This window comes from Burkholderia sp. E168m15 (genome assembly GCF_016586105.1).
Taxonomy (GTDB): Bacteria; Pseudomonadota; Gammaproteobacteria; order Burkholderiales; family Burkholderiaceae; genus Burkholderia; species Burkholderia orbicola.
Window position 1 is genome coordinate 1 of sequence record NZ_BCPO01000182.1, and the last position, 17739, is coordinate 17739.

18 protein-coding genes are annotated in these 17739 nt (G+C 67.2%); 4 read left to right on the top strand and 14 right to left on the bottom strand.

Annotation, left to right across the window (positions count from 1 at the left end; all coding sequences use genetic code 11):
- Window positions 1-70 precede the first annotated feature (70 nt).
- The 6 genes from JMF86_RS28840 to JMF86_RS28865 form a co-directional block, all read right to left on the bottom strand.
- Entirely contained in the window at window positions 71-1162 is a 1092-nt protein-coding gene (locus JMF86_RS28840; RefSeq protein ID WP_011548989.1) for a hemin-degrading factor, read from the bottom strand.
- A 49-nt stretch (window positions 1163-1211) separates the two neighbouring features.
- Entirely contained in the window at window positions 1212-3479 is a 2268-nt protein-coding gene (locus JMF86_RS28845; protein WP_011548990.1) for a TonB-dependent hemoglobin/transferrin/lactoferrin family receptor, read from the bottom strand.
- 227 nt (window positions 3480-3706) lie between these two features.
- Complete coding sequence (locus JMF86_RS28850) at window positions 3707-3934, bottom strand: hypothetical protein (RefSeq protein ID WP_006480384.1); 228 nt, start codon at window positions 3932-3934, stop codon at window positions 3707-3709.
- Between the two features lie 189 nt (window positions 3935-4123).
- Window positions 4124-4507: a DUF6232 family protein gene (locus JMF86_RS28855; protein WP_011548991.1), complete on the bottom strand. Its 384-nt coding sequence runs from the start codon at window positions 4505-4507 to the stop codon at window positions 4124-4126.
- 123 nt (window positions 4508-4630) lie between these two features.
- Complete coding sequence (locus JMF86_RS28860) at window positions 4631-4891, bottom strand: DUF2866 domain-containing protein (protein WP_011548992.1); 261 nt, start codon at window positions 4889-4891, stop codon at window positions 4631-4633.
- 218 nt (window positions 4892-5109) lie between these two features.
- On the bottom strand, window positions 5110-6267 hold the full coding sequence (locus JMF86_RS28865) for a porin (RefSeq protein ID WP_011694874.1): 1158 nt from the start codon (window positions 6265-6267) through the stop codon (window positions 5110-5112).
- Between the two features lie 594 nt (window positions 6268-6861).
- On the opposite strand from JMF86_RS28865, the gene JMF86_RS28870 reads away from it, so the two are divergent.
- Window positions 6862-7668, top strand: coding sequence for a MetQ/NlpA family ABC transporter substrate-binding protein (locus JMF86_RS28870; protein ID WP_011694873.1), 807 nt, complete (start codon window positions 6862-6864; stop codon window positions 7666-7668).
- 157 nt (window positions 7669-7825) lie between these two features.
- On the opposite strand, the gene JMF86_RS28875 is transcribed toward JMF86_RS28870, so the two are convergent.
- The 4 genes from JMF86_RS28875 to JMF86_RS28890 all read right to left on the bottom strand — a co-directional run bounded on the left by JMF86_RS28875 (window position 7826) and on the right by JMF86_RS28890 (window position 12101).
- Window positions 7826-8941, bottom strand: a complete 1116-nt coding sequence (locus JMF86_RS28875; RefSeq protein WP_011548995.1) for a succinylglutamate desuccinylase/aspartoacylase family protein — start codon at window positions 8939-8941, stop codon at window positions 7826-7828.
- A 222-nt stretch (window positions 8942-9163) separates the two neighbouring features.
- Complete coding sequence (locus JMF86_RS28880; RefSeq protein WP_011548996.1) at window positions 9164-9946, bottom strand: ABC transporter substrate-binding protein; 783 nt, start codon at window positions 9944-9946, stop codon at window positions 9164-9166.
- A 226-nt stretch (window positions 9947-10172) separates the two neighbouring features.
- Window positions 10173-11093, bottom strand: coding sequence for a LysR family transcriptional regulator (locus JMF86_RS28885; protein ID WP_011548997.1), 921 nt, complete (start codon window positions 11091-11093; stop codon window positions 10173-10175).
- Between the two features lie 60 nt (window positions 11094-11153).
- Window positions 11154-12101, bottom strand: a complete 948-nt coding sequence (locus JMF86_RS28890) for a GlxA family transcriptional regulator (protein ID WP_011548998.1) — start codon at window positions 12099-12101, stop codon at window positions 11154-11156.
- Window positions 12102-12207: 106 nt separating this feature from the next.
- Here JMF86_RS28890 and JMF86_RS28895 point away from each other — a divergent pair, with 106 nt between their 5' ends.
- A complete protein-coding gene (locus tag JMF86_RS28895) occupies window positions 12208-12516 on the top strand; it encodes a DUF3817 domain-containing protein (protein WP_023475797.1) in 309 nt (102 codons plus the stop codon).
- Window positions 12513-12914: a CopD family protein gene (locus JMF86_RS28900; RefSeq protein WP_011549000.1), complete on the top strand. Its 402-nt coding sequence runs from the start codon at window positions 12513-12515 to the stop codon at window positions 12912-12914. The genes JMF86_RS28895 and JMF86_RS28900 overlap by 4 nt, the downstream gene beginning before the upstream one ends.
- Before the next feature lie 9 nt (window positions 12915-12923).
- Here the strand turns inward: JMF86_RS28900 and JMF86_RS28905 are convergent, their stop codons facing one another.
- From JMF86_RS28905 to JMF86_RS28915, 3 genes are all read right to left on the bottom strand, one after another.
- A complete protein-coding gene (locus JMF86_RS28905; protein WP_011549001.1) occupies window positions 12924-13517 on the bottom strand; it encodes a hypothetical protein in 594 nt (197 codons plus the stop codon).
- 202 nt (window positions 13518-13719) lie between these two features.
- Window positions 13720-15108 (bottom strand): NCS2 family permease, encoded by a 1389-nt coding sequence (locus JMF86_RS28910; protein WP_011549002.1) that lies wholly within the window; start codon window positions 15106-15108, stop codon window positions 13720-13722.
- A gap of 529 nt (window positions 15109-15637) precedes the next feature.
- Window positions 15638-16315: a TetR family transcriptional regulator gene (locus tag JMF86_RS28915; protein WP_011549003.1), complete on the bottom strand. Its 678-nt coding sequence runs from the start codon at window positions 16313-16315 to the stop codon at window positions 15638-15640.
- A gap of 48 nt (window positions 16316-16363) precedes the next feature.
- Here JMF86_RS28915 and JMF86_RS28920 point away from each other — a divergent pair, with 48 nt between their 5' ends.
- Window positions 16364-17029 carry an O-methyltransferase gene (locus JMF86_RS28920; RefSeq protein WP_011549004.1) on the top strand — a complete coding sequence of 222 codons (666 nt, stop codon included), beginning with the start codon at window positions 16364-16366 and terminating at the stop codon, window positions 17027-17029.
- Window positions 17030-17151: 122 nt separating this feature from the next.
- Here JMF86_RS28920 and JMF86_RS28925 read toward each other — a convergent pair whose 3' ends face one another.
- On the bottom strand, window positions 17152-17670 hold the full coding sequence (locus tag JMF86_RS28925; protein WP_011549005.1) for a DUF3455 domain-containing protein: 519 nt from the start codon (window positions 17668-17670) through the stop codon (window positions 17152-17154).
- Window positions 17671-17739 lie beyond the last annotated feature (69 nt).

Sequence of the window (17739 nt, forward strand, 5' to 3'; positions counted from 1 at the left end):
GCGCCCGCGAGCGCGCTGGCTGCCGCGCCGCCCAGCAGCGACCGGCGGCGCGGATCGAATGGGCGAGCGCTCATCGCGCGGCCCCGCGTGCAGCCGTCGGCAGCGTCGCGACGAGCGCGCGCCAGTCGTCGCGCTCGACCTTGCCGGGCTTGCGCTCGCCGAACAGCAGCGCGACATGGTCGCCCTGCCGGTCGAACAGTTCGAGCGACGTGACGATGCCGTCGCTCGTCGGCTTCTTCACGACCCAGGCGGCGGCGATCAGGTCTTCGCGCACATGCAGGTTGAAGCCCGGATCGAGCACGTTGATCCATGCGCCGACCTCGCGCACGTTCGCGACGGGGCCCGTATGGATCTGGATCATCCCCGCGTTGCCGACGAACACCATGATCGGCTGGCCGCTCTTCGCCGCCTGTTCGAGCACGTGGCGCAACGCATGCGCGGTTTCGACCGGATACGCGTAGTGCGGATCGGCGAGGCGCAGCGCCTGCATGCGGCTCACGCCGAAGCGCTGCGTGATGCCGAAGAACTGGTGCGTGTCGGTCATCGCGTCCCATGCGGCGCGAAAGCCCGCGACGTCGATTTCGGTGTCGGCGCGCTCCGGCGTTTTCGGGGCGGCGGGCACGACCTCGAGGCCCGGCTCCTGCGACGGCGCGCGCCAGCGTTCGACGAACGCGTCGTACGCGGCATGATCGCTGTGCGCGCGCAGGTAGACCTTGTGGATCGCGTGACCCTGCGCATCGAAGAACTGCAGGCTCTTCAGCGGGCCGTGCGCGGTCTCGTCGCGCACCGCGAACGCCGACACCCAGTGACGATAGAAGATGCGCAGGTCGATGTCGCCGAGCGCGAGGCCGATCGGGCCGTCGTGGCTCATCTGCGCGTACTCGCCATCCTTTTCGTGGACGGCCGTGTCGTTGCGCGTCAGCGCCATCACGCGGCCGAGGCGCGGCATTTCCTCGAACATCGCCGGAAAGCGCGCGTCGAGCCGCACGACGTGCTCGCCGACGAACGCGGCGAGCGCCTCGCCTTCGCTGACGCCGAGCGCCTGCGCGACGTCGCGGTTGCGCAACTGGCGCTCGGTCTTGAGCTTGATGAACGCGTCGCGCAGCGCGGCGGCCGCGCGGGCCGGCGTGGCGGATTGACCGGGAAGGGCGGATTGCATCATGTCGGACTCCTTCGAGTAACGGTTGGGGTGGGCGCGCGGGCAACGCGCATCAGAAATCCACTTTCATGCTGACGGCGACCGTGCGGCCGGGCGACGAATATGCGTCGAGCACCTGCGAATCGGCCGCGATGCCGCGCACGTCCGACCAGTTCCAGTACTTGCGGTCGAACAGGTTGCGAATGCCGATCGTCGCGCTCACGTGCTTGTTGAAGCGATAGCCGCCGCGCAGGTCGACGACGAACGACGACGGCGGCGTGAAGCACGCCTTGTTCGAACAGTCGGACTTGTCGACGTCCTTGTCGCGTTTGGCGGCCTGGAACAGCAGGTCGGTCTGCACGAACCAGCGTTCGGTCGGCTCGTACCGCACGCCGAACACGGCCGAGAACGGGTTCACGGTATTGAGCGGCTGGCTCGCCGCGCCGTCGTTCTGCGTCGAGCCCTTCGTGAACGCCATCGCCGTCTTCAGCGTGATGCCGTTCGGCATCACCCATTCGGCGCGGCCTTCGAGGCCGTGGATGCGCGCGTCGGCGAAGTTCACGTACTGGAACACGAACGGGTCGACCGGCCGGCCGCTGCCGGCGAGCGTCGTACGCGAGATGAAGTTGCGGTAGCGGCCGGTGAAGGCGGCCGCGCTGTAGCGCACGACGCCGTAGCCGGTGCCGGCCTTGCCGCGCAGGCCGGCTTCGAACGTGTCGCTGGTTTCGGGCTTCAGGTTCGGATTGCCGATCGACGTGTAGCCGTACACCGGGTTCGAGAAGCTGCTGTTCACCTGGTCGGGCGTCGGCGCGCGGAAGCCGTGCGCGTACTGCACGTACGGAATGACCGCTGGAGTGATTTCGTAGAGCACGGCGACGCGCGGCGACAGCTCGTTGGCGCTCGTCGACACGGCCTTGCCGGTGAACAGCGGATCGTTTTCGGTCGGGCTCAGCCGGTACGTGTCGAAGCGCAGGCCCGGCGTGACGAGCAGGCGGCCGTAGCCGATCTGGTCCTGCACGAACGCGCCGAACAGCGTGTAGTCGGTGTCGGGAAACGCCTTGTTCGGGAACGCTTCGCCGACGCCCGGCACCGTGCCGTCGCGCAGGTTCGTCACGCGCGACAGGCTGCCGTCGACGCCGTACAACAGCTTGTGCGCGAGCGGGCCGGTCGAAAAGCCGCTTTCGGCGAACGCGGCGCCGCCGAACGTGCGTTCCTTGTACTGGTTGTCGCGCGAACGCGAGGGTAGCCTGCCGCGCGTCTCGAACGCGTACTGGTCCTGCTTCGCGTCCTGGTAGTAGAACTGCACGTGCGCGGTCTGGAACCAGCGGAACGCGTCGTCGCGAAAGTCGTAGTCGACGCTGAAGCGGTTGCGCTCGAGCCGGTCGTGGGTCGTGAGGCCGAGCGTGGCCGGCGCATTGATCGCCGACAGCACGTCGGTGCTCACGCGCCGCTGCACCGTTTCGGCGGTGAACTTGATCGTGTCGCGTGTGGTGGGCGTCAGCACGAGCTTGCCGAGCAGCGATTCCGAATACACGTCCTGCGGATTCGACGTCGTGCGCAGCGTGCTCGCCGAATTGTTGTCGCCGCGCGTGTCGACCTCGTGGCCGCGCCGGCCGTCGGCGATGATCATCCCCTGGATGCGATCGTTGCCGCCCGCGGCCGATACGGTCGCGCCGATGCTGCGGTCGGTCGAGTCGTAGCTCGGCCGGAACGAGAAGTAGTAAGGCTTGTGGTAGATCGACAGCAGGTCGCGCGGGTCCTTCGTGATGAAGTTCACCGCGCCGGTCAGGCCGTCGCTGCCGTACAGCGCCGACGCCGGCCCGCGCAGGATCTCGATGCGCTTGAGCGTGTCGAGATCGGCGTAGTCGCCGCGGCCCGCTTCGAGCGGACCGAACGAGAACGCGTTCGGCAGGCGGATGCCGTCTTCCATCAGCAGCACGCGATTGCCTTCGAGGCCGCGGATGTTGATGCTCGAATCGCCGTCGCGGCCGCCGCCGAGCGCGGCGCTGCCGGGCCGGTACGCGGTGCGGCGCACCGTGATGCCCGGCTCGTAGCGCAGCGCGTCCTTGATATTGGTGGCCTGTTGCTCTTCGAGATCCTCGTCGGTGATCACCGACACGGACGCCGCCGTGCGGCTCGCCGCGGTGGCGGTGCGGGTGGCCGTGACGGTGACGGGATCGAGCAGCGCCGCCTCGCCGCGCGCGGATGCGGCGGTCAGGACGGCGGAAGGCGGGGGGGCGCCTTGCGGCGACGAATCGGCGTGAGCCGGGGCGGCGGACAGGCCGAACGCGCCGAACAGCGCGGCACAGATCGGCCGCCGCGCCAGCGTATAGCAATGCACAGGTGGTCTCCCATTGACGATAACAAGCCCGAAGGCTGGCTGGGTGACGCGTTCACCTGGCTGGCCCGTTTGCGCGCGGCAAGCGGCAAACGGCGATTTGAAAGGCAACTGACAACTTTACCAGTGTAAATGAGAATCATTATCAATTCAAGGACGCAAAACGGCTCGTGCGAGTGAGCACTCGCCGGCGCGGCTCGGGCGAGCCGTGGGGAAGGTCTTCGAGAAACTCAGGCCAGCGCTTCGATGCGGATCAGCAGGTTGCGCGCATGCGCGATGAACGCGTCGTGCGTGGCGCGATCGCCATGGCTCTCGATCCCGGCCTGTTCGGCGAACGCGATCTGTTCGGTGTAGAGCTCGACGAGCGCACGGCGCGTGTCGGGGGGAAGCGCACGGATCATCGACACGATCAGCAGTTCCTGCGCGCGAAGCATGCCGGACAGCGATTGAGCGTTCATGCTGGCCTCCTCGGACGATGCGGCGGGGAGCCGCTCCTTCCATACTAGGCGGTCGGCGTCCGCCGTGGAGGCGAGGTGCGTGCGGGGCGGCGGGCGGTATGCGATGCGACGCGCACGCCGCGCGAGCCGATATTCGCCGCGAGTATGTGCGGCCCGCGCGAACCGGCGCGGGCCGCATGCGAAGGAAAATCAGCCGGCCGCGGTGGCGGACTGCGCATCGCGCACGATTTGCGCGACGCGTTCGACGAATTCGGCGTCGACGCTCGACAGCGCTTCGCGCTTGCCGTCGGGCATCTCGACCATCAGCCGGTACGTGATGTCCTGCGTGGCCCACGCGAGATAGCCGACGACGACGAGCATCACGCCGACCACCAGCGCGGCGCTCGATGCGCCGATGCCGCCGGCGACGGCGATGGCCGCGCCGATCAGCGAGATCAGCGACGGCACGAGACGGTTCTTCGGAATCTTGACGACGTCGACGTGGCGGATGTCACGCAGCGAGAATACCTGCCCGGCGGCCGACAGGCCGTTGCGCGTGACCATGACGCCACGTTCGTTGAATGCGTTTTCCATCGTGTGTTGCGTGGACGAAAACGCGCAGCGTAGCAGGTTTCGTTGCCGCGTCAAACGAGACCGACTGCCGCACGATGCGTGCGGCGTGGCCGACAGACGGGAAGCGGGGGAGCGAAAATGCGTTCAGAACTGCAGTCGGCCGTCGCCGTAGAGCCGGCCGGGCACGTGCGACGCGACGACCTCGGCGATCTCTTCGTCGGTCGATTCGGCCGGCACGATCTGGCGCCGCGCGGGGGCGTCGAGATGCATCGTCCATTCGACGAGGCGATACGGGCGGCCCCAGGGGCGCTGCATTTCAACCGAGACGCGGCAGCTCTGGACCGGCAGCGAGTGTTGGCACGTCAGAATCGCGTGCAGATGGCTGAAAACGGTATCTTCGATCATCATGGCCTCCGATCCTGTCTTGTGGGCAATCGATGGCGGCGCCGTCGGCGTTTAAAAAAAAAGCCGCCGATGCTCAGGCGGCCAACAGGGGGGGTGAGAGCATCCTCTCAGCCCAGAATTAAGCGAAACTTAAAAGCCTATAAAAAAGCGCCCCGCGTGGAGCGGGGCGCTTCTTGCCGTCGTGATCCGCGCGTGACGCGGACAGTTAAGCGGATGCTTTAGAACTTGTGGCGGATACCGATACGTGCGGCGATCTGGTTCTTCGAACCCGTACCCGACGTATTGAAGTAGCTCGTGCTCGAACCGATCTGCGCTTGCACGCCCTTGCCCGAAGCCTGCTGGTACACGACCAGACCGTACACGTCCGTACGCTTGCTGAGTGCGTAGTCGGCGATACCGTTGACCTGGTTCCAGTGCCACGAGTTGCCGTTCTGCGTCGCGTTCGTGTACGTGTAGCCGAGGCCGCCCGACAGTGCCGGCGTGAAGGCGTACTTCGCGCCTGCTTCATACGCGTTGTAGAACGTGCCGCCCGCGCCCGACACGGTCGAGAACTGCGTACGCGTCCACAGCAGCCATGCCGTTGCCGGGCCCCAGACGTAGCGGCCACCCACGCCGTACGTGCGCAGGTCGCGGACGTTGCCGGTGCTCAGGTTCGCGATCGTCGTCGAGAAGCCGGGCGTCGACTGGCTCGGGTAACGGATGTCCGTGTACGCCGCGCCGACCGAGACCGGGCCGTTCGCGTAGTTCAGGCCGAAGCTGTATGCGCGCGACGAGCCCGCGGTCGTCGTCGTGCCCGTCGTCGTGGCCGGTGCGCCTGCGAAGTCGGTCGAGTTCGAGAAGCCGTACAACGCGCCGAACGTGAAGCCCGAGTAGTTCGCGCTCTGGAACTTCACGGCGTTGTTGATGCGGCTCGACGTGAGCTGGTCGATGTCGTTCACGTGGTACGCGTAGTTACCCGCGACCGTGTTGCCGCCCGTCGAGTAGTTCGAACCGAGGATGTCGGTCGAGAACGAGTACTGGCGGCCGAACGTGACCGTGCCGTATTGCGACTGGCTCAGGCCGACGTAGGCCTGGCGACCGAAGATCGCGCCACCCTGGCCGATCGTGCCGTTGCCGCTGTTGAAGCCGTTTTCGAGCACGAAGATCGCCTTCAGGCCGCCGCCGAGGTCTTCGGTGCCGCGCAGGCCCCAACGGCTGCCCTGGGCCACGCCGTCGTCGTACTTGAACAGCTTGCCCGTGCCGCCGTTGGCGGTCTTGCTGTGGTTCACGTAGCTGATACCGGCATCGATGACGCCGTACAGGGTCACGCTGCTTTGTGCGTGCGCCGTGCCGGCCGTTGCTGCCAGGGCGGCGATGGTCAACAGTTTCTTGTTCAAAGGATTCTCCGAGCGAATAAATGGCGTGTCCAGTTGCGGTTCCGGCGCTCTCTATGGGCGCTTTCACGGACCGGCGCAACTTTATCGGCGGGCCACGTAATGAATATGACAGCGACTGTCATATGAAGAATGTGTGGTGCCGATGCGACATTAGGGCCTGCTTGCATAGGGAACGTGCATGCGTTGCCACGAGAACGGCCGCTCGCGAGGCGCGCGACGCCGCGAATACTCGCGTATTCGCAAGGAGCGCAACGCGGCGAGCGGCCGTTCTCGTGGCAACCCCAAACTAAAAATTCAATCCACGGGAATGCCTGAAATCGCCCGCATGGCGGCGTCGTTCGTCGCTTGTTTGGCGCGGCCAAACGGCGCTCCTCACTCCTGGCCCTGCGAGCGATTTCAGGCATTCGCATGCACGTTCCCTATGCAAGCAGGCCCTAAATTCTGCCCGGTTGTGCCATTGGTGGTTATACCGAATTCGCCTGTCATTCGATTCCGATCCGGAATATGCACATGAAATAAGCTTGGTTGGCAGCGTCCGGAGCCTCGTGCCACGATCCGTCCTCCAACAATTGACACGGGACAAGAGGACACCACATGCGACGTTCGATCCTGACCGGCCTCGGCGCACTCGCCGCCGCGCTGGCATTCGCCGCGCCCGGCGCGCACGCCGACTCCCAAACGCTGAAGATCGGCACGATGAGCGGCCCCGACGCGCAAATCTGGACCGAAGTGACGAAGGTCGCCGCGCGCGAAGGCCTCGCGATCAAGGTCATCGAATTCAACGACTACGTGCAGCCGAACGCGGCGCTCGATGCGGGCGACCTCGATGCGAACGGCTTCCAGCACCAGCCGTTCCTCGACAGCCAGATCAAGCAGCGCGGCTACAAGATCGTCAACGTCGGGCTGACCTACACCGCGCCGATGGGCTTCTATTCGAAGAAGATCAAGTCGCTGAAGGATCTGCCGGTCGGCGCGAAAGTCGGGATCCAGAACGATCCGTCGAACGGCAACCGCGCGCTGCTGCTGCTGCAGAAATACGGCGTGATCAAGCTGAAGCCGGGCGTCGGCGCGAACGGCGTGAACGCGACGCCGCTCGACATCGCCGAGAACCCGAAGAAGATCAAGATCGTCGAGCTCGATTCCGCGCAGTTGCCGCGCGCGCTGCCCGATGTCGACGCCGCGTCGATCAACACCGATTACGCGGTGAAGGCCGGACTCACGCCGGTGAAGGATGCGATCGCGATCGAGGATCTGCGCGGCCCGTACGCGAACCTGATCGCGGTGCGCGCGCAGGACAAGGACAAGCCGTGGGTGAAGAAGCTCGTCGCGGCCTATGAATCGGACGACGTGCGCAAGTTCATCGACCAGAAGTTCGGCGGCGCGATCGTGCCGGCGTTCTGAACTTCCTTCGCACGTAGCAGCGGCCGGCGGCGCGGTATCGGCCGCCGACGCGCGCTCCGGAAAGCAAATCGCCCGCGTAAGCGGGCGATTTCGTTTGATGCAGCCGATGACGTGCGATGCGCGCCGCGGCCCGGCGTGCGGGCCGCGCCCAGCCGGTTCAGGCCGACAGCAGCGACCCAGTGCGGATCGCGGTCGCGCCGGCGATGCGCGCGACTTCCATGCCGGCCGTCGCGAAGCGCACGACCTGACGCGCATACAGCACGCCCGACACGCTGCTCTTCAGCGTGACGACGCGATCGGTCAGCGGATCGACGATGTCGGCCACGGCCTGGCCGGCCTCGATCATCGCGCCGACCGGCGTGCGGAACACGATCACGCCCGACACCGGCGCGACGAGCGGATCGGTGCCCGCGAGCGGCGTGGCCGGATGCGCGAGCGGCGGCAGCGGCGCCGGCGTGCCTTCGACGATGCCGCGCTCGGTCAGGTATTCGACGATCGCCTGCGCATCCTTTTCGGCGAACTCGTACGACACGTCGCGTTCGCTGCGCAGTTCCACCGTGACGGAAATCGCGCCGTTCGGGATCGGGAAGCGGTCGCCGAAGCGGTTGCGCAGATCCGACCAGCAGAAGCTGTGGATTTCGTCGAACGGGTTGCCGACCGAATTCAGCGCGAGCAGCGACGCCTTGGCATCGAGATAGCGCGCCAGCGGCTCGACGTCCGCCCACAGATCGGGATTCGTGTAGAGGTGCATCACCGCATCGCTGTCGCAGTGCAGGTCGAGCACGATATCGGCGTCGAACGACAGCTTCTGCAGCGCGAGGCGTTGCGAGTCGAGTTCGGTGCGCGGCTTCTGTTCGTCGAGCGCTTCGCGCATCGCGGTGCGTACGGCGGCCAGATTGCGCTGCGCGTCGTTCGTGAGGTGGTGTTCGACGCGCGGCAGCACGAGCGCCGCGAGATCGTAGAAATTGCGGTTGAAGTTCTGCATCGAGCCGAGCTCGAAGCGGCCGAGGTGATCGCCGAACACGTGTTGCGACAGGCCGATCGGGTTGGGCACGGGGACGATGACGACTTCGCCTTGCAGCTTGCCGGCCGTCTCGAGCGCGGCGATCTTGCGGCGCAGCAGCGTGGCGACCAGCATGCCGGGCAGCTCGTCCGCGTGCAGCGACGACTGGATGTAGACCTTCTTGCCGCCGCGCGGGCCGTAGTGGAAGCTGGTGATCTGGCGTTCGGTACCGACGGCGGGGGAAATCAGCGGATGGGTCTGCGTTTGCATGATGGGGGAGTGCGGCGCAGCCGCGAGTGATCCGTGTGCTTGGAGGATCGATTGTACGTTGCCTTCCTCGCCGCCATCAAACCGGCGCCAGAGCACGCAGTTTTCCGTTGAGAATCATCAGGTTGGCGCGGAAAAAATAACGTCGTCCGCGTCGCGCGCAAAAAAACGGGCTCCTTGCGGAGCCCGTTTCCATCATGCCGAATCGTGCGTCGGTCGGCCGGATTACTTGCCGTAGACGTCGAAATCGAAGTACTTCTTCGCGAGCTTGTCGTACGTGCCGTCCTTGCGCATGCCGGCGATCGCGCCGTCGATCTTCGCCTTCAGGTCGGTGTCTTCCTTGCGCAGGCCGATGCCGGCGCCGTTGCCAAGCGTCTTCGGATCGTCGAGGTCCTTGCCGGCGAAGTCGAAATTCGCGCCGCGCGGCGTCTTCAGGAAGCCGATCTCGGCTTGCACCGCGTCCTGCAGCGCGCCGTCCAGACGGCCGGAGATCAGGTCGGCGTAGACCTGGTCCTGGTTCTGGTAAGGCACGATGTTGACGCCCTTCGACGCCCAGTGCGCCTTCGCGTAGGTTTCCTGGATCGTGCCCTGCTCGACGCCGACCGACTTGCCCTTCAGCGATTCGGCCGTCGGCTGCAGGTTCGCGCCCTTCTTCGTGACGAGGCGCGTCGGCGTGTTGAACAGCTTCGACGAGAACGCGATCTGTTCGGCGCGGGCCGGCGTCATCGACATCGACGACAGCACGCCGTCGAACTTGCGGGCCTTCAGCGCCGGGATCATCCCGTCGAAGTCGTTTTCGATCCACACGCATTTCGCGTTGATGCGGCGGCAGATCTCGTTGCCGAGATCCACGTCGAAGCCGACCACCTTGCCGTCGGCGCCTTTCGATTCGAAAGGCGGGTAGCTTGCGTCGACGCCGAACCGCACGGTCGACCAGTCCTTCGCGTATGCACTGCCGGCCGATACGGCGAGCAGGGCCACGGTCACAGCCGCAAGAATCTTTTTCACTCGGTGACTCCTCGTTTTGTTCGATGGGTGCGCGGTTGTGCCGCGCCGTAAGCCTTCGGCCCGTCGCGGCTTCGCGTCGGACAGTCCGTTTCGCCCGCCCGATGGGGGCGCGCGACGTGCGGAAGATTATCAAGACAAAATACCGGCAGGGCGCCTAGGACAAGCCCCGATACCGGGCCCGGCGGCGGCGCGTCGGATGCGCCGCCGTTTCACACACAGGAACGATTCAGCCGAGCGTTTCGTTGACCGCGCGCTGCAGGCACGTGACGAAGTGCGACACGGCGGGCGTGGGCAGCAGGTCGCGCCGCGCGATGATCGACAGGTCGAAGCGCGGCATGCTTTCGTCGAGTTCGGCCGTGCGAATGCCGAGCGGCGCGACCATCGCGGCGAGCGGGCGCGTGAAGCAGCCGATCACGTCCGAGCGCGCGACGAGCCCGAGCGTCACCGCGAACGACATCGGCGAGCGCAGCAGACGTTTCGGCAGCGGCAGCCCGTGCGCCTCGAACATCCCGACCATCACGCTGTGCGGGAACTGCTCGGCGCCGACGGTGACGATCCACTCGGCGTCGAGCAATTCCTCTAACCGGCGCGCCTGCGCGAGCGGATGACCGTCGCGCATCACGATCGTGAATTCGGTCGACAGCAGCGGCAATTGCGTGAAATCGCGGTCGAGCGCGGGCACATGGTGCATCGCAGCGATGTCGAGCGTGCCGTTGCGCAGTTGCGCGAGCGCGTCCGGCACCGTCATTTCCTCGAGATGCAGGCTGACGTTCGGCATTGACTGGCGAAACGCCGTCACCGCGTGCGGCAACGCGGTCAGCGCGATCGACGGCATCGTGCCGACCGCGACGCGGCCCGACATCTCGCCTTTCACCTGCTCGACGGCCTCGACCGTGCGGCGGACGTCGCCGAGCAACTGCTCGGCGCGCGGCAGCAGCGCCGCGCCGCAGGCGGTCAGCTCGACGCCGCGCACGCTGCGCACGAGCAGTTCCGCGTTGAGCGCCGTTTCGAGCTCGCGGATCGTGTGCGTGATTGCCGGCTGCGTGACGCCGAGCTCCCGCGCGGCGGCGCGCAGGCTCTTCAGGTGCGCGGCGGAGACGAATGCCTGGAGCTGCGCGATGTTCAGGGGATTGCGGATGCGGGTCATCGGTCGGGTCCGGTTGGTGCGAGCGGGAGCGGTGGGTTCGGGGGCCGAGCCCGCTGAAGGTCACGCATCGGCGCGCGCGCGGAATGCCTGCCGATAGCGCTGCGGCGACGTGCCGACGATACGCGCGAAGCGTTCGCGAAACGCGGTGACCGAACCGAACCCGGCTTCCGTCGCCACGTGTTCGATCGACAGCTCGGTCACCTCCAGCAACTGCTGCGCATGCCGCACACGCGCGGTCTGCAGCCATTGCCCGGGCGACGTGCCCGTCTGCTCCTGGAAGCGCCGCGTCAGCGTGCGCACGCTCGTCGACGCCTTGCGCGCGATCGCGTCGAGCGTCAGCGGCTGGCGCAGGTTCGCGTGCAGCCAGTCCATCAGGTCGTGCAGCCCGTCGCCGCCGGCCGGCCATTCGGGCGCGATGAACTGCGCCTGCCCGCCTTCGCGCACGCGCGGCGCCACCGCGCTGCGGGCGGCGTCGACGGCGACCGCCGCGCCATAGTCGGCCTGGATCATGTGCAGGCACAGATCGAGGCCGGCCGCCGCGCCGGCCGAGGTCAGGATCTGGCCGTTGTCGACGAACAGCACGTTCGGATCGACGTCGACGTTCGGGTAGCGGCGCGCGAGTTCGGCGGCCGCGAGCCAGTGCGTCGTCGCGCGCAGGCCGTCGAGCAGCCCGGCTTCCGCGAGCACGAACGCGCCGCTGCAGATCGATGCGATCCGGCATCCGCGCGCGGCCGCCGCGCGCAGCGCGTCGAGCACGCGGCGCGACGTGGGCGCGAGCGGCACCGACGTGCCGGGGACCATGATCGTGTCGGCGTCGGCCAGCGCATCGAGGCGAAACGGCGGGCGCAGCTCGAACAGCTCGCCGCCGACGCGCGGCTGTTCGCTGCACACGCGCACGCGGTACGCCTGCTCGACATTCGGCGCCCGCACGCGCGCGAACGTATCGCAGGCGACGCCCAGATCGAACGGCACGACATCGGGCAAGGCGAGAACGGCGACCGTGTGCATGGCGTTCGAGGCTGTGGCCAGAATCCGTTGAAAGATGTCATTCTAGCCAATGGCTCGACTCGGCGCCACACGCGACAATCGCGGCGGACCACCTGGAGGCCTGCCGATGAAACAAGACGATCGCAACGCGTTGCGGAACCTGCAATACCTGTCGCTGCTGGAGGCGACCACGCTCGTCGTGCTGGTGTGCGTGGCCGTGCCGCTCAAGCATCTGGCCGGCTATCCGGTGGCGGTATCGATCATGGGTCCGGTTCACGGCATCGCGTTCGCGATGTACGTGTGGGCGGTGGTCGGCACCGCGTCGAGCGGGCTATGGAGCAAGGCCGAGGTCGCGCGGCTGGTGCTGTCGGCCGTCGTGCCGTTCGCGGGGCTGGCGAGCGCCGGCTGGATCGCGCGCAGGCGGCACGCGCGATGATCTACCTGATGCTGAAGGCCGTGCATCTGGCCGCCGTCGTCACGTTCGTCGGCGGGCTGTTGTTGTCGTCCGTCGCGGTGCGTATTGCGAATCTCGCCGTGCATCGCGCGGTGCGGCGCTGGGATCGCGCGGTGACGGCGCCTGCGCTCGCGATCGTCTGGATCGCCGGCATCGCGCTCGCGCTGAGCGGCCACTGGTTCGGCGCCGCGTGGCTGTCGGTGAAGCTTGCGCTCGTCGTCGCGCTGTCGGTGCTGCACGGGGTCCTGGCCGGCACGCTGCGGCGCATGGAGCGCGACGACCTCGTCGTCGTGCCGGCGCCGTGGCTCGGGCACGCGGCCGGCGTGGTGATCGTCGTGATGGCGCTCGTCGTCGGGCTGGCCGTGATCAAGCCGTTCTGATGGCGCGAATCACGCCAGAGCGATTTCCACTGCCGCCAGCGTACGACGCCGAATCCAGCCGCTCCCCAGCCGGATCGCGAGCCAGTACGGTGTGAACAGCGCGCGCGTGCGCGCGCTCGGGCAATGGACGAAGGTTTCGGTGCGCAGGATGTGCGCGCCCGACGCGAGCCCGACCACCTCGAACCGCAGCACCAGCTTCGCATCACGCGGGTCGTCGTGCCGGACGAAGGCGTCGGCATCCGCGAGGGGGCGCACGTCGGGCGTCGGGCGCCAGAAGCGGCCGACGAGGCCGAGCGACAGCGACGTGTCGTCACGGTGGAGCGGCGTGAAGGTGTCGAAGCCGAAGCGCGCGCGTTGGGGGCGGGCCGGCGCGTGGCGTAGCGCGCCGGCGATGGCCGCCGGGAATTCACGCACCGTCAGCAGCGTGTCGATGACGGGATCGGCGCGCATGTCGAGCGACGCGACGACGTCGATGATGCGCGCGGGCGGCGCGCCGATCGGCTGCGATTCGTGCACTTCGTGGAAGCCGAACGACGGAATGAACGGCGGCTTGCGCGCCGAGGCCCGGGTGCTCGATTCGGAGACGATGCCGAGTGTGTTCATCGCGACTCCTGAAGGCAAAACGCGATCGTAGCACCGGGCGCGAACGGGTGTCGCGCCGTTTGCGCGCAGCGCGTCGCACCCGCAAAAAAAGCCTGGAAACTCGCGTTCCCAGGCTGGAGACCATCAACGAGGATGGTGGAGGAGACGATACCGTCCCGATGCGCGCCGTCCTTCTGCCGGCGACGTCGCGCAGGTCTCGCGCTCAGATGGCCCAGCCGCCGAGATAGAACGTGACGAGCACGGCCGCGATGAGCACGGTGCCGACGTTGAGCTTGCGGAATTCGCCGCTGGCGACGCGGCCGATCACGAGCGTCGAGAAGCCGAGCATGATGCCCGTCACGATGTTCGCGGTCAGCACGATGAACACCGCGCACACGAGGCCCGACATCGCGTCGACCATGTCGTCCATGTGCAGCTTGCTCACGCTGCCGAGCATCAGCAGGCCGACGTACATCAGCGCCGGTGCGGTGGCGTACGACGGCACGAGGCCCGCGAGCGGCGAGAAGAACATCACGACGAGAAACAGCAGGCCGACCACGGCCGCCGCGAGGCCCGTCTTCGCGCCGGCGGCCACGCCGACGCTCGACTCGATGTAGGCCGCCGCCGGCGCGCCGCCGAGGAAGCCGGAGAAGATCGAGCTGATCGAATCGGCGGTCAGCGCACGGCCGCCGTTGATGATGCGGCCGTTCCCCTCGAGCTGGCCGGCTTGGCCCGCAACCGCGCGGATCGTGCCGGTCGCGTCGAATACGGCGGTCATCACCAGCGCGAGCACGCTCGGCAGCACGGCCATCGACAGCGCGCCCTTGATGTCCATCGCGCCGATCAGCGACGCGTGGCCCGGTGCGCTGAGCGACGGCAGCGCGAAGATGCCGCGGTACTTCACGCCCGGATCGAAGATCAGGCCGAACACCGAGATCGCGATCACGACGAGCAGGATGCCGCCCGGCACGCGACGCTTTTCGAGGCCGAAGATCGCGGCGAGGCCGACGACCGACATGATGACCGGGAACGCGGTGATCTGGCCGAGCGAGACCGGCAGGCCGGCGCCCGGGTTCTTGATCACGAGGCCCACGTCGTTCGACGCGATCAGCAGCAGGAACAGGCCGATGCCGATCCCGGTGCCGTGCGCGACGCCCGCGGGCAGGTTGCGCAAGATCCACGAACGCACGCCGGTGACCGAGATGCCGGTGAACACGAGCCCCATCAGGAACACCGCGCCGAGCGCGACCGTCGGAGGCAGCCCCTTGCCGAGCACGAGCCCGAACGCGGTGAACGCGGTCAGCGAGATCGCGCAGCCGATCGCGATCGGCAGCTTCGCCCACAGGCCCATCAGCAGCGAGCCGAACGCGGTGGTGAGGCACACCGCGACGAACACCGCGCTCGTGTCGAAGCCGGCCTTGCCGAACATGCCGGGCACGACGAACACGGAATAGACCATCGCGAGGAAGGTGGTCACGCCGGCAATGATCTCGCGGCGCTGCGTGCTGCCGCGCGACGAAATGCCGAAGTACCGGTCGATGGCGCCGTTGGCGCCCAGGCCGGGTTCTTCCGCGCCGACGCCGACTGTCGGCTGCACCGGGGTATCACTCATGAGCTTGCTCCTTTATCAGCATGCTGAAACGGCTCGTCGCGAACCGTCGTCAGGGTGTCTCGTATCTGGTTGGATTGATCGGCAACGTCGTGGGGACGCATGACGCGTGGTGTGTGTCGTTACGGGCGAGTCGAAACGATCGCGAGGGTGTCGCGTCGTGCGACGCGTTGCGGTGTCGACCCCGTCACGTGTGCTTTGCCGTAGCGAAGGTTAGGCGAGCCGCCCATCACGTCCCATCGGGGGAAGAGCATGCAGCGCATGTCGCAGCGCTTATATCGGCGTGCGACGGGGCTCCGTCGCGCCGGCCCGCGTGTATACGCCTAGTTCGAATCCGTTAAGGCGACTATTTGAATGCAGGGTCGGCGGGCAGCGCGCAAGCGGGCGAGGCACTGGATTTTACGAATTGCTTTCAGAATGAGGCCGGAAGCCGGCGCGAACCGGGGCGGGTGACGGGATTCGCCGCCGCGCAGAACCTGCATCCGGACGATACGACTGGCGCGCGTGCGCGGTTTCCGTGTCGGCGCGGGCCTCAATCGTGCGCGAGATGCGCGAGATACGCGCAGAACATGTCGGCCATCGCGGCCGAATAGGCGTCGATTTCCGCCGGCGTGCGCGCCGTTTCGGAGAACGCCTTGCCGCCCGTGGTGAGCGTCGTCAGGATCAGCTCGCACGCGAGCGCATGCGTGGCGTCGGACACGTCGGGCAGCGCTTCGCGCATGAACGCGCTGAACGCCCGGTTGCCCTCGGCCTTCACGTCCTGCGCCTCGGGGGCGTCGCGATAGAGCGGGGCGGCATCGTCGAGGGCGATCCGCATCGGCGCCTCGTCGCATTCCGAACGGATGAACGCGTGGACGGCGGTGCGCAGCCGCTCGGGCGGCGTCTTCCGCGTGTCTTGCAGTATCCCGCACAGCATGTCGTGCGTCTGCCGCCACTCGTCGTGCTGGAGCCGGAACAGTACGGACGCCTTGTTCGGGAAGTACTGGTACAGCGAGCCGACGCTCACGCCGGCCCGCTCGGCCACGCGCGCCATCGTGAAGCGCTGCGCGCCTTCACTCGCCAAAACCTGAATAGCCGCCTGCAGGACGTCCTCGACGAGGCGGGTCGAGCGCGCCTGCCGAGGCTGCTTGCGCGTGGCGATCGGGGCGTTTCGGCGGTCGGTCATGAGCGATTTGCCAATGCGAATAGTAAAACCTGAATAGTTCGTCATATTCTAGTCGGGTGCACTGACGCACTCAACTGCTACCGGAGATATCGCATGACCACCCTGATGCTCGACCCGCTGGCTTCGCTGCTGGCGCGCCTGTTCGACGAAGCCGATGCGTCGTCGCCCGCGACGAGCCCGGCCTTCGCCAACGTGTCGCGCGACGAGCAAGCGCGGCTGATGCGCAGCAAGACGGACTACGCCGATCTGTATGCGCGCCTGAAGGATTACCCGCTTCCCGTGTCGCGCGAGACGGGCATGCTGCTGTACATGCTCGCGCGCAGTGGCGGCGCGAAGGCAATCGTCGAATTCGGCACGTCGTTCGGCATTTCGACGCTGCATCTCGCGGCCGCGCTGCGCGACAACGGCGGCGGGCGGCTGATCACGAGCGAGTTCGAGCCGTCGAAGGTCGTGCGCGCACAGGCGAACCTGGCGGCGGCCGGATTGGCCGATCTCGTGGAGATTCGCGAAGGCGATGCGCTGCGTACGCTGGCTAACGATCTGCCGGATGCGGTCGATCTGCTGCTGCTCGACGGAGCGAAGGCGCTGTATCCGGAGATTCTCGCGCGGGTCGAGCCGCGGCTCAGGGCGGGCGCGTTCGTCGTGGCCGACAACGCGGAATACAGCCCCGACTATCTTGCTTACGTGCGCGCACCGGAAAACGGCTATCTGTCGGTGCCGTTCGGCGGCGACGTCGAATTGTCGATGCGGACACGCTGACCAGACGGAACGAGGGTGCCGGTGATTTCACGCTTCCCCGCATCAAATATAGGATGGCTGATTAAATCGACGCATGACGAAAGGCGACGGGATGACGCCCGTCGCTTGCGACGTCGTGCGCATCACTTCAGGAACACGTAGCGCGCGAAGTACGGAAAGCGGCCGACCGCATGCTCGGTCGTGCAGGTCGCGGCCGGCGGCGTACCGCCCGCGGTGTCGAGCCGCTGCACGAAGCGCACGCCGGCGAGCGTGCCGGTTGCGGCCGGCGTCGCCGCGAGCAGCAGTTGCGGAACGCTGGCCGTGTTTGCGCTCGGCACTTCCGCGAGCTTCTTGCCGGTAATGCGGCTGCCGTCGAGCGCTTCCCACGACGGCCCCGCACCGTGCCGCACGACGAGCGTGCCGCTTTCATCGAACAGCATCGCCTCCGGGCGCTTGAAGGCCCACGCGAGCCGGTGGTCGGCGTCGTATTCGCACGCATAGATCTGCACGCCGGTCGCGGTGGTCGCCAGCACCGGCGTGGCCGGCGCCGGCGGCGCGAGGCCGGCGGCCTCGTCGGCGTGGGCGGGCGCGGTGAAAGCCGCCAGGGAAAGGCCGGCCGCAAGGGCCAGCAGCATGTCGCGTGTCGGGGAGCGGCTTGGCATGACGGGGCGTCCTTTCAGGTCGGGTGACGGTCGTATGGCGTCGATCCCGTCAACGTTAGACGCCGATCG